Here is a 12019-nt window from a genome sequence, read left to right on the forward strand (position 1 = left end):
CCCGCCCGGCAGAACGCATCCGTCTTGATCGGCCCCCGTGGCCCCTATCCCGCGGCCCACGGGCCGCGAGAGCGGCGAAAGGGCTGCCTCACAGCGCTGAAGCAGCCACACGACCGCTCTCGCGGGATGCCGGGCGCGGGCTGGGGATAAGTTCGGCGCGGCGAGGGAGCCTAGGTGCATCCTCTGGGGATGAAGCGGCGCACCGAGATACCTACGGCTCTACGAGGTCGTGCATTCAGCCATCAAGAAGGGTTGGCCGAAGGCGTCACGCGGGCGCGGATGCGTGGCGACGACCTGGCCACGCCGTACTACGGGATCCGCTCCCCGCCCCTGGACCCGACTGACCCGCTCGCCCATGTCCGCGCATACCTGCCCCATCTCAGCAGTGAGCAGTTCTTCAGCCACTCCAGTGCGGCACTGATCCACGGCTTGCCGCTGCCACCGCGCCTTGCCCGCGACCCACGCGTGCACGTGTCGACACACATCGCCGGGTTGCGGCACGGCGGCCGCGGGGTGGTGGGGCACCACGTGCAGCGCGACCGTGTTCGGGTCGTCGTCGTAAGCGGAGTGCCGGTGACGGCCCCGGTCGACACCTGGTGTCAGCTGTCCACCCTGTTGGCGTTGGACACCCTGATTGAGGTGGGAGACGCGCTGGTGAGACGCAAGCGGCCGCTGGCAACCATGGCTGAGCTGCGCACTGGCGTGTTGCGCTACACCGGGCAACGGGGTGCGAAGAGGCTGCGTGAAGCGTTCGAGTCGGTGCGTCCCCGCACGGACTCAGCCAAGGAGACAGCGACCAGGCTGATGATCGTGCGGGCCGGGCTACCCGAACCGGAGGTCAACGGTGAGATTTTCGACAGGCGCGGCCGCAAGATTGCGACCGGAGATCTGGTCTTTCGCGGGTACCGGGTCTTGGTGGAGTATGACGGCGAGCAGCACCGTGCGGACGAGGATCAATATCACTGGGACGTGGACCGTCTTGACGCGATCATGGAGGCCGGCTGGCGCGTCATCCGCGTCAACAAATCGCACCTGAGGATGTCGCCCTCACCCGCCCTGCGGAAGATCACCACGGCTCTGGAAGCCGCAGGCTGGCGCCCCTGAGGCACGAAAGCGGCCCCGTGGTCGTTTCTCGGAAACTCAATGGTCGCGAAAGCGGGAAGGTGGCTGCCTCAGCCCGCTGAGGTAGCCACGCGGCCGCTCTCGCGAGATAGCAGGGCTAGCGCGGCCCGAGTTGTGCGGGGAGGGCGAAGGGCAGGTCGACGAGGGCCTCGGTTCGGGTGAACAGGCGCTCGGCGATGCCACGGTCGAGTGAGGTGCGGGTGGGGTGCTGCAGGGCCGGCGCACCCCGGGTGAGGAACCGCGGGCCGTAGTACTGGCCACCGCGGGCATCCGGGTCGATCGCCGCGCGCACCGTGGGCCAGGCGCCGGCGTCTTTGCTCTGGGCGCCGATGAAGCCCTGCAGGGTGTCGGCGAAGCGCTTGGCCCGGCTGACCTCGTTGACCCCGCGGATGCCGGGGGTGAGTCCAGAGATCGAGTAGCCGGGGTGCGACACCAGGCTCTGCACGCCGTCGGGGCCGCCCTGGCCGGCAGCGCGCAGGCGACGGTCGAGCTCGAAGCCGAACACCTGCATGGCGATCTTGGACTGCGCGTAGGCCTTCCAGCCGTTGTAGGTGACCTCCAGCTGCAGGTCGTCCAGCGACGAGTCCATCAGCCGGGAGATCATCGAGCCGAGCGACACCACCCGGCTGCCGGGGGTGCGCTGCAGGGCAGGCAGCGCGAGGCCGGTGAGCAGGAAGTGCCCGGTGTAATTGGTGGCGAGCACCAGTTCGGCACCGTCCAGGCTCACGGAGCGGTCTTGCGGCGGGTGCACGATGCCGGCGTTGAGGATGAGGCCGTCCAGCCGCGGGAATTCGAGTATCCGGTCGGCGGCGCCGCGCACCGAGCCGAGATCGGCCACGTCGAGGGCGAGAGCGGAGACGGAGGCTCCCGGCACCCGTCCGCGGATCGCGGCGATGGCGGCCGCGGCCTTGGCCGGGTTGCGGCAGGCGAGCACCACGTGGGCGCCGGCGCCGGCCAGCTGCTCGCTCGTGAAGTAGCCGAGGCCCGCGTTGGCGCCCGTGACCACGAAGGTGCGCCCGGACTGGTCCGGCAGCGCGCGCGGGTTCCAGCTCACGGTGACGTGGCGGGGTGGGCCGGGTCGGCGGGGCGAGACGCGGCTGCGCCCGCGGCCCTGGCGCCCCCGGACGAGTCGCCGGCGATCTTCTCGTGGTGGTGGATGACTTCGGCGATGATGAAGTTGAGGAACTTCTCGGCGAACGCCGGGTCCAGTCTGGCGTCCTCGGCCAGGCCGCGCAGGCGCTGGATCTGCAAGAACTCCCGGGCCGGGTCGGCCGGGGGCAGACCGTGCTCGGCCTTCAGCCTTCCCACGCTCTGGGTGAACTTGAACCGCTCGGCGAGCAGGTGAATGAGCGCGGCATCGATGTTGTCGATGCTCTGGCGGATGCTCTGCAACTCGTTGATCGCGTCCTGCCCCGCGTCAGCGGGCAATTCCTCGTTTACAGCCATGTCCTTACGATATTGCACCGGCCCGGATGCCCGCGCCGGGCGCCGCCGCTCACGAGGCGGTTCGAGGCACCGCCAGCGGCAGCCGCAGCCGTTTCTGGGTCAGCAGGATGCCGAGCAGCACAAGCACGGCCCCGGCCGGTTCGTGCCAGGAGAACGTTTCGGCCAACACCAGCACCCCGAGCAGCACACCGACCACCGGGGTCACGTAGGTCACCGTGGAGGTGGTCGTCGGCCCCCAGGCCCGCAGGACGTTGATGTGCCAGATGTACGCGAATCCGGTGCCGAGCACCCCGAGGGTGAGCAGGCTGAGCACGATCGGCATGGTCAGGGTCACCGGCTGCCAGGCGAGCACGGGCGTGAGCACGAGCATCACGACGCCGGCCAGGCCGATGTTCAGGAAGGCGAAGGTGGTGCCCGCGATGGGCCGGCCGCTGAGGTGCTTGCGGGTGTACCCGAAGGTGAAGCCGTAGCAGAGCGCCGCGCCCAGGCAGGCGAGTTGGCCCCACAGGTCACCGGTCAGCTCCGAATACTGCCATGGCGCGATGATCACGACCACACCCATGATGCCGATCAGCACGCCGATCACCTGGTCGCGGGCGAGTTTCTCCACCCTGAACACGGCGGTGACCATCACCGCGGTCATGATGGGCGTGACGGCGTTGTAGATGCTGGCCAGGCTCGACGACACGTACTGCTCGGCCCAGGCGAACAGCAGGTGCGGCACGACGCATCCGGTGAGCGCGATCACCAGGAAATGCAGCCAGACGACGCCCTCCCGGGGCAGCACCGGACCGTTGTTCAGACGCGGGCGGGTGGCCAGCACGATGAGGCCCAGCGTGAGCCCCCCGAAGACCAGGCGTGACCAGGCCACCTGGCCGAAGCTCACGCCGTCGAGGGCCACCTTCATGAACAGGAAGCTGGCGCCCCAGACCACCCCCATCCCGAGGAATTGCAGGGCCACCCTGGGGTTGTTGGGGCTGGAAATATCAGTCACCCGCTGACCCTAGCCCACGGGTGCGGTGCCCGGCGGGCACCGTGACCCGCGCCGACGGTGATGTCCGAAAATCGCGGGCGGATGACCGTAAATCAGCTGGGTGTGACCCGACGGCGGGGTGCCCGCGGGTCTCGGTACTCCACGACCTTGCCGCCGAAAACGTCGAGTCGTTTGTGCAGCCCGGCCTGCACGACAGGCCACTCGTCGGCGAGAACCGAATACACGGCGGTATCCCGCCAGGACCCGTCCGCCCGGCGCTGCACCCGCCGGTTAATGCCCTCGAACTGGGCGCCGATGCCCAGGATCGCGGCCCGGGAGCGCGAGTTGAGCACGTCGGCCTGGATCTTGACCCGGCCGAAGCCGCTGTCGAAGGCGGCACCGAGCATCAGCAGCTTGGTCTCCGGGTTCACCGCGGTGCCCCAGACCTGCGGGGCGTATGCGGTCCAGCCCAGGTGCAGTGCCTCGTTGGGCAGGTCGATGTCGCCCAGCGTCGAGGTGCCCACCAGGTTGCCGGCGTGTGGGCCGGAGACGACGCGAACGGCGTAGGGGTGGGCATCCCACTGGTAGTAATTGAGGGCGAAGGCCACGAAATCATCGAGGTCGGCGGGTAGGCCGTGCGGACCGCCGCCGTAACCACCGGCGAAGACGGCCGGATGCGCGATGGCGCGATGCAGCTCGGGCAGGTGTGCCCGGCTGAGCGGTTCCAGGCACACGAAGCGCCCCGTCAGCAGCCTCGCCTGGGGTGGAAACGCGGTCACGTGGGTTCTCCCTTCGCCGAACCGTGAGCTGAGCCCCAAAAACTCGGGGTTTTCTGGGCCGTGCTCACGGTTCGCGTGCGGTGCGGGTTAGTCGATCAGGTCGTGACGGGTGAGGATGGCCTCGCGGTCGGGGCCCACGCCGATCGCGGAGATACGGGCGCCGCTCATTGCTTCGAGGGCGAGCACGTAGTCCTGGGCGTTCTTGGGCAGGTCCTCGAAGTGACGCACCATGGTGATGTCCTCGGTCCAACCGGGGTACTCCTCGTAGACCGGCTTCGCGTGGTGGAAGTCGGACTGCGACACGGGCACCTCGTCGAAGCGCACCCCGTCGACCTCGTAGGCGACGCAGACCGGGATGGTCTCCAGGCCCGTGAGCACGTCGAGCTTGGTGAGAACGAAGTCGGTGACACCGTTGATGCGGGCTGTGTAGCGGGCGATCGGGGCGTCGTACCAGCCGCACCGGCGCGGGCGGCCGGTGGTGGTGCCGAACTCGAAGCCCTTGGCGCGCAGGAACTCGCCGGACTCGTCGAACAGCTCGGTGGGGAACGGACCGGCGCCGACCCGGGTCGTGTACGCCTTGACGACCGCGATGATGCGGTCGATCCGGTTCGGGCCGATTCCGGAACCGGTCACCGCGCCGCCGGACGTGGCATTCGACGAGGTGACGAACGGGTAGGTGCCGTGGTCGACATCCAGCATCGTGGCCTGGCCGCCCTCGAACAGAACGGTCTTGCCCTCGGTGAGCGCCTGGTGCAGCAGCAGCGCGGTGTCGGCGACCATGGGGCGCAGGCGTTCGGCGTAGCTGAGCAGGTCGTCGACGATCTCGTCGACCGTGATGGCGCGGCGGTTGTAGACCTTGACCAGCATGTGGTTCTTCTGGCCGAGGGCGCCCTCGACCTTCTGGCGCAGGATGTTCTCGTCGAACAGGTCCTGGATGCGGATGCCGACCCGGTTGATCTTGTCGGCGTAGGTCGGGCCGATGCCGCGGCCGGTGGTGCCGATCTGGCGCTTGCCCAGGAACCGCTCGGTGACCTTGTCCATGGTGCGGTGGTACTGCGTGATGACGTGCGCGTTGGCGCTCACGCGCAGCTTCGACACGTCCACGCCGCGGGAGCTGAGCGCGTCGAGTTCCTCGAAGAGAACCTCGATGTCGACGACGACGCCATTGGCGATCACCGGGGTCACGCCGGGGGTGAGGATGCCCGAGGGCAGCAGGTGCAGCGCATACTTCTCGTTGCCCACGACCACGGTGTGGCCGGCGTTGTTGCCGCCGTTGAACTTGACGACGTAGTCGACACGGCTGCCGAGGAGGTCGGTGGCCTTACCCTTACCTTCGTCGCCCCACTGGGCGCCGATCAGAACAATTGCTGGCATGGGTTAGTTGTCTCCTCGAATAACAAAGGCGGCGGTCGGCGGGGCCGGGTCGTCGCCGGGCGAAACGGCGGGCTGAATCGCCGGGAACATCTGGGTCTCGGTGTGCTGCGAGCGCAACCGGGTGATGACGGTGGGGTCCGCGCCCGTAAGGAACGCGGTGAGACGCTCGAACTCGTCGGTCTCACCGATCTCGGCCGCGGCACGGCGGAGGGCGAACAGCGCGCGGAGAACGCCCCGGTTGGGTTCGTGCGCCCACGGGATCGGGCCCTGGCCACGCCAGCCGGCCTTACGGAGGGCGTCGAGGCCCCGGTGGTAGCCCACCCGGGCATAGGCGTAGGCCTCGAGCAGGCGACCCTGGCTGTGCGTGTAGTCGGCAAGCGCCGACCAGGCCAGCGATGACTTCGGATGCGCCGCCACCACGGTCGCAATATCCTGCGTTGCGGTTCGGCTGAGCGCTTCGGTCACCTCCGGTTCCGCGGGTAGGAGGGTCTCGGGCTGGTCGATCAGATTTGCGCCGGTCACACTCGATACTACCGCGACCCGCGATTCAGCCCCGCGAGCTGTGACTTAAGCACCACATTCGCCCGATTCTGGGGCTCAGGTCACAGTTCGCGACAGGGGCTCAGGCGAGCAGGCCGCCGGAGAGGGACTCGAGGATGGTCGCGGAGACCTCGTCGCGGTGCCGGTCGGGCTCGAAGACCAGCCATTCCAGGCCGGCCATGAGCACGGCACCGAACACGCTGGACGCCATCAGCCCGCTGGTGCCGGCCGCCGCGGTGGCCGGCTTGGTCTCGGCGATCGCCTCGGCGAAGACCGCGAGGGCGTCGTGCCGCAGGGCGAACAGGGTCTTCTGCCAGGCCCGGTCGGTGCGGAAGATCTCGGCCGCCATCAGCTTGGCCAGGCCCGCGTTGGCCTCGATCCGGTCGAGCAGCACCGTGATCAACGCTTCCAGCGCGGCCCGGCCGTGCAGGCCGGTGCGCGCCTCGCGGAGGGAATCGGCGAGCGCGCCGACTCCCTCCTGCAACAGCGCCTCGAAGAGGTTGTCCTTCGAGCTGAAGTTGTAATACAGGCTGCCCTTGGCCACCCCGGCGCGCTCCGCGACGTCATCCATCGTGGTGCCGGTGATCCCGCGGGTGGCGGCCAGCTCCAGCGCGGCATCCAGGATCGCTCGTTTGGTTCCGATCGCGCGGGGCATGGGCCGGTCCTCTCAGTGCACTCGGTGCGGGCTCAGGGCTAGATGGTCATCTCGGGGTGCAGCCGGGTGATCGTCCACATCCGCTGCCGGGACGCGCTCCAGGCGCTGACGGCGATCGAGCCGACCAGGATGCCCACGAGCACAAGCACGGAGAGCCACAGTCTAGAGTCGATTCCTCCGGTGATGAGCTGCCGGAGCCCGGTGACCACGTACGAGGCGGGCATCCACGGGTGCAGGATCTGGAAGAACTCCGGCGTGGTCTCCACCGGGTAGGTTCCACCCGACGAGCTCAGTTGCAGCATGAGCAGCACCAGGCTGACCACGCGGCCGGCCGCGGTGCCCAACAGGATGATGAACATCTGCTGCAGCGCCAGGAACGCCAGAGTGGTGAGGTAGATGAAGACCGACATGCCCAGCCAGTGCGCCGGGGTGAGCCCGATGCCGTAGACCAGCACCAGGACCATGATCACGACCTGGCTGAGGCCGATCGCCATGGCCGGCAGGAACCCGGTCATCGTGGCGCGCAGCCCGGAGGCGGCGCTGGCCAGCGCCCGGGTGGGCAGCGCCCGCAGGATCAGCCAGGTGATCAGCGCACCGACGAAGGTGGCCAGGGCGAGGAAGAAGGGCGCGAACCCCTCTCCGAAGCTGTCGGAGGCGTTCTCCCAGGTCTGCTTGAGGTCGACCGGGTTCGCGATCACCGAGGCCTTCGTGGCGATCTGCGCGTCACTGTCGTCCGGCGCGGCTGCCGCGCCGGTCGCAAGGGCATCGGCGAGGGTGTGGCCGCCATCGGCGAGTTGCACGGTGCCGGACTGCAATTCGGTCCCGCCGTCGACCAGCTTCGTGCTGCCGTCGACGAGGGTGCCGGTTCCGGCGGCCAGGCTGTCAGCGCCGTCGGCGAGGGTCGCCGATCCGGTGGCCGCGGTCGCCGCGCCGGTGGCGAGCTTGCCGGCCCCGGCCGAGAGGGCGCCGGCGCCGGCGGCGACGTCCGAGGCTCCGGATGCGACCTGGGCGGCGCCGGGGGCACCACCGGTGAGGGCGTCGGAGAGCTGGCCGAGACCGGCCGCGAACTGCCCGCTGGAGGTCGCGTAGGCCGAGATCTGGGTCGCGGCACCCTGCGTCTGGGTGTTGAGGGTGTCGGCGCCGCCGGCGAGCTTGGTCACCGAGGGCAGGAAGGCGGAGGCCGGTGTGCCGGCCGGAGCCGCAGCGATGGCCGCCTCGAGATTCTTCAGACCATCGGAGAGCGTGGTCGTCCCGGTGGCGAGCTGCCCGGCACCGGTGGCGATCGAGGTGGCCCCGGCGGCGAGCTGGTCGGAGGAGTCGGAGAGGGTGGCTGCCCCGGTGGCGGCCTTGGCGAAGCCGTCGGACACCTTCTGGGATCCGTCGGCGACCGCGGTGGCACCGTCGGCAAGTTTCACCGAGGAGTCGGACAGGGTCGCCGCTCCGGTGGACAGCGTGCCGAGCCCGGTGGCCAACGTGGAGGAGCCGTCGGCCACCTGCGCGGCGCCGTCGTCGAGCTCCACAGCGCCGGCGGAGAGGTCGCCCAACCCGTCGACGAGGGTGCCGGCGCCGGTTTCGGCCGTCGTGAGGCCGTCGGCGAGGGTGCCGGCGCCGTCTGCCGCGCTGCGGATGCCGTCGCCGGCCTCGTTCACGGCCACGAGCATCGCGTTGACGGTTTGGTCGCCGATGTTCACCGACACGGCGTCGCGCAGCTGCACCATAGCCTGCTTGCCCAGGGTTGAGGCGAGGAAGCTGTTGCTGTCGTTGTAGTCGACCTGCACCTCGGCCGCGGTGGGGGTGTCGGTGCCGGCGGAGATCGCGTCGGTGGAGAAGTCGGCGGGGATGGTGACCGAGAAGTAGTAGTCGCCGTCGATGACGCCGGTGGCGGCATCCGCGGCACTGGTTTCGACCCAGCCCAGGTCGTTGCCGTCGATGAGCTTGTCGACGAGGTCGTCGCCGGCACTGAACTCCTCACCGTCGCGGGTGGCGCCGGTGTCGGTGTTGACCAGGGCGACCGGCAGGTGGCTGAGCTCCTTGTCGGGCGCCCAGAAGGCCCACAGGTACAGGGCGCCATAAATCAGGGGGATGAACATCAGCACGACGAGTGCGATCTTGGGCAGAGTGCCCTTGCCGAAGCGGCGCAGCTCCGTTCCCGTAGAGAGGAAGGCGAACATCTAGCGAATCTCCTGGTTCATGTACAGGACGGTCGGGTCGATGCCCAGTTCCGCCCACATTTCAAAGTCCGGTGCGATCGCCGAGGCGATCACGGGGGTGCCGGCCTGCACGATCGCGCCGAGCCGGTACCAGAGCTGGCGGCGGGCCTCGGCGGAATGCACCTGCTCGACCTGGTCGAAGAACAGGACGTCGGGGCGGCTCATCATGGCCAGCGACGCGCGCAGCAGCACCATCTCCACCTCGTCGAGGTCCCAGATCATGGTGCTGGCGGCGGGCACGGGGATGTCACCGAAGACGGGACCGCAGACGCGGGCGACCTCGGCATCGTCGACCGCGCGGATGAAGGACCACCACGGGGCGAGCCACGCGTGGCGTTCTCGGATGGCCGCGGCCACGCTGACCGACTCCTCGAGGGTGTCGATGCCGTGGAACCCTGACACGCCCGTGCGGCGCTGGATCCGCCTGGCGTGGCGGGGCAGGTCCTCCCCGAGCACGAACAGGCTGCCGGAGCTGGGCTTCATCCGCCCGGCCAGGGTGAGGAGCAGGCTCGTGCGGCCGCTGCCGGCCGGACCGCAGATCACGGTGAGGCCGTCGTCGGCGCTGAAGCTCAGCGGCCCGAAGACCACGCCCCGCTTGTGACTCACGCTCAGTTCATCCGCTATCAGTGTCGCCTGCACGTCGTTCCTCTCTCGTCGGCATCTTTGTACCGACTAGTCAGTATAGATCCGCTCTTTCGACGGATGCAAGCGCACCCCTGGCTTGGGTGTTCTCTGAGAGCTTTCGAACTCACACTGACTAGTCAGCCCAAGTCAGGGTGAGTGAATTAGAGTGTGACCCTGTCCCAGCGCCGCGATGCCCCTTTCCCCCCAGAATTCGGTCCGGCGCTGGTCGGGCCCCTCTCCCCCTGGAGGCGCTCGCATGCGCGTTAACCTCACTGCCGTCACCAAAGGACCGAAGAACTCGGCCCTTCCGGAAACGACCCTGGAATTCGCCAGCGGCGCTGTCACATTTGCTCGCGCCGAGACCGAACGCCGCCCCACTGTTCTGGGCCTGATCGCTTCGGGGCGGATGCGGCCGGATGCCGGAACCGTCACCCTGGACGGCCACACCGACTATGCGGGACTGCGCCGCCAGATCGCCCTCGTCGACGCCCTCGGGGTCTCGGAGCCGGCCGCGGACCTGAAGGTTGACGAGGTGGTGGCCGAAGAGCTTATGTTCGCCGGCCGGCTCGGCCGCCGACGCACGGTCACGCGGGTGCTCACCGAGCTCGACCTCGCCGACCAGGCACACTCCGATATGGGCGACCTCGCGCCCGACGACCGCATCCGCCTGCTTACCGAGCTGGCGGTGCTTCGCGACGGCGTTCTGGGCCTCGTTCTCACCTCGCCCGACCGCCACGGCGGCGACCCGTTGGGCTGGTGGGACGTCGCGGGCGGCCTGGCCGCGCGGGGGTATGCGGTGCTCGTGATCGCCGGTGACGCCTCCGCGCACGCGATCGCCGACCTGGAACTGACCAACCTCGAGCCGGCCGGGGAACTGCCCGCCGGACTCGTACGCTCATCCCTCACCACCGCTGGAGCCGACGAACTGTGAAGATCTTCGCCATGATCCGCGCCGAACTGGCGCGCCTGACCGCCACGACCATGTCCCGCGTGGCACTCGTCGCGCTGATGCTGGTGCCCGTGCTCTACGGCGGCCTCTACCTCTGGGCCAACCAGGACCCGTACGCGGGCCTGGACCGGGTGCCCGTGGCCCTCGTCGTGTCCGACACCGGCTCGGAGCTGGACGGCGCCGCCACCAATTACGGCACCGACGTCGCCGAGCAGCTCATCGAGGACGGCACCTTCGACTGGCACACCGTGACCGCGGCGACCGCGAAGGCCGGTGTGGCCGACGCCACCTACGACTTCAGCGTCACGATTCCCGCCGACTTCTCCAGCTCGATCGCCTCGTCCTCATCCGATACCCCGCACCAGGCCACGATCACCCTCACCACCAACGACACCAACAGCTACCTCGCCTCCACGATCGGCAGCCAGGCCGCCCAGACCATTCGGGATGCCATCGTCGAACGGGTCAACGAGCAGGCCGCCGACACCCTGCTCATCGGCCTGTCCGACATCCGCTCGAGCCTGGTCGACGCCGCCGATGGCGCCACCCAGCTGACGGATGGCGCGTCGACCGCCGTAGACGGCGGCAGCAGCCTCGCCGACGGGGCGGGCCGGCTCGCAGACGGCACCGGCCAGCTGGCCACGGGAGCCGGCACCCTCGCCAACGGCACCGGGCAGCTCGCCGACGGTGCCGCCCAGGTCGCCGACGGCACGGGCCAGGTCGCCACCGGGTCCGACAGCCTGGCCGCCGGCGCCGCGCAGCTCAGCACGGGAGCGGGCGGCCTCGCCGCCGGCGCGGGCCAGGTCGCGACCGGAGCCGACGCCCTGGCCACCGGAACCGGGCAGGTCGCCGACGGCACCGCCGCGCTGTCGCAGGGTGCCACCACCCTCGCCGCCGGCACCGGCAAGGTCGCCACCGGTGCCGCCCAGGTCGCCGCCGCTGCCCAACAGGTGGCCGACGGCACGGCGGCGCTGAACACCGCCGCCGGTGCGGCCGGTACCCAATTCGCCGGCGCGGGCGCGACCTACAGCGCCGCACGCACTGCCCTGGCCGATCAGCTCACCGCCGCCGGACTCAGCCAGACCGAGGTGGACGCCGCACTGGCCACCCTCGAGCCGATCGGCCGCAGCATCACCGACAGCGGCGCCGCCCTGACCGCTGCCGGCACCGCCATCACGACTCTCAGCACCGGTACCAGCCAGCTGGCGACCGGGGCTGCCCAGACCGCCGACGGGGCCAAGCAGAGCGCCGACGGCGCGAGCAGCCTGGCCACCGGTGCCGCGACCGCCGCGACCGGGGCGCGCACATCCGCCGACGGCGCGGCCGCCCTCGCCACCGGCGCGCACC

Annotated in this window: 12 protein-coding genes; 3 read left to right on the forward strand and 9 right to left on the reverse strand. The window is 69.7% G+C overall.

Features of this window, described 5'->3' with window-relative positions; all coding sequences use genetic code 11:
* The first annotated feature begins 189 nt into the window (after positions 1-189).
* A complete protein-coding gene (locus tag C3B61_RS02210) occupies positions 190-1104 on the forward strand; it encodes a DUF559 domain-containing protein (RefSeq protein ID WP_103459395.1) in 915 nt (304 codons plus the stop codon).
* A 115-nt stretch (positions 1105-1219) separates the two neighbouring features.
* On the opposite strand, the gene C3B61_RS02215 is transcribed toward C3B61_RS02210, so the two are convergent.
* The 9 genes from C3B61_RS02215 to C3B61_RS02255 all read right to left on the reverse strand — a co-directional run bounded on the left by C3B61_RS02215 (position 1220) and on the right by C3B61_RS02255 (position 9738).
* Positions 1220-2176 (reverse strand): SDR family NAD(P)-dependent oxidoreductase, encoded by a 957-nt coding sequence (locus C3B61_RS02215; protein ID WP_103459396.1) that lies wholly within the window; start codon positions 2174-2176, stop codon positions 1220-1222.
* A complete protein-coding gene (locus C3B61_RS02220; protein WP_103459397.1) occupies positions 2173-2568 on the reverse strand; it encodes a chorismate mutase in 396 nt (131 codons plus the stop codon). The genes C3B61_RS02215 and C3B61_RS02220 overlap by 4 nt, the downstream gene beginning before the upstream one ends.
* A gap of 49 nt (positions 2569-2617) precedes the next feature.
* The gene (locus C3B61_RS02225) at positions 2618-3562 is read right to left on the reverse strand and encodes a DMT family transporter (RefSeq protein ID WP_341866759.1); all 945 of its coding nucleotides are present in this window, start codon (positions 3560-3562) and stop codon (positions 2618-2620) included.
* Positions 3563-3654: 92 nt separating this feature from the next.
* On the reverse strand, positions 3655-4320 hold the full coding sequence (locus C3B61_RS02230) for a GNAT family N-acetyltransferase (RefSeq protein ID WP_088457402.1): 666 nt from the start codon (positions 4318-4320) through the stop codon (positions 3655-3657).
* An 87-nt stretch (positions 4321-4407) separates the two neighbouring features.
* Positions 4408-5694 (reverse strand): adenylosuccinate synthase, encoded by a 1287-nt coding sequence (locus C3B61_RS02235; RefSeq protein WP_088457403.1) that lies wholly within the window; start codon positions 5692-5694, stop codon positions 4408-4410.
* Between the two features lie 3 nt (positions 5695-5697).
* A complete protein-coding gene (locus C3B61_RS02240) occupies positions 5698-6216 on the reverse strand; it encodes a DUF3151 domain-containing protein (RefSeq protein ID WP_088457404.1) in 519 nt (172 codons plus the stop codon).
* Positions 6217-6316: 100 nt separating this feature from the next.
* Positions 6317-6889 (reverse strand): TetR/AcrR family transcriptional regulator, encoded by a 573-nt coding sequence (locus C3B61_RS02245; RefSeq protein WP_103459398.1) that lies wholly within the window; start codon positions 6887-6889, stop codon positions 6317-6319.
* A 38-nt stretch (positions 6890-6927) separates the two neighbouring features.
* Complete coding sequence (locus tag C3B61_RS02250) at positions 6928-9060, reverse strand: YhgE/Pip family protein (RefSeq protein WP_103459399.1); 2133 nt, start codon at positions 9058-9060, stop codon at positions 6928-6930.
* Complete coding sequence (locus C3B61_RS02255; protein WP_103430657.1) at positions 9061-9738, reverse strand: ATP-binding cassette domain-containing protein; 678 nt, start codon at positions 9736-9738, stop codon at positions 9061-9063.
* 241 nt (positions 9739-9979) lie between these two features.
* Between C3B61_RS02255 and C3B61_RS02260 the strand changes: the two genes are divergently transcribed.
* Both C3B61_RS02260 and C3B61_RS20155 read left to right on the forward strand, forming a co-directional pair.
* The gene (locus C3B61_RS02260) at positions 9980-10654 is read left to right on the forward strand and encodes a hypothetical protein (RefSeq protein ID WP_103459400.1); all 675 of its coding nucleotides are present in this window, start codon (positions 9980-9982) and stop codon (positions 10652-10654) included.
* On the forward strand, positions 10651-12019 hold a 1369-nt coding region (locus C3B61_RS20155; protein ID WP_208858761.1), incomplete at its 3' end, for a YhgE/Pip domain-containing protein. The genes C3B61_RS02260 and C3B61_RS20155, both read left to right, overlap by 4 nt.

Origin of the sequence: Cryobacterium zongtaii (genome assembly GCF_002909375.1) — a bacterium.
Classification (GTDB): domain Bacteria; phylum Actinomycetota; class Actinomycetes; order Actinomycetales; family Microbacteriaceae; genus Cryobacterium; species Cryobacterium zongtaii.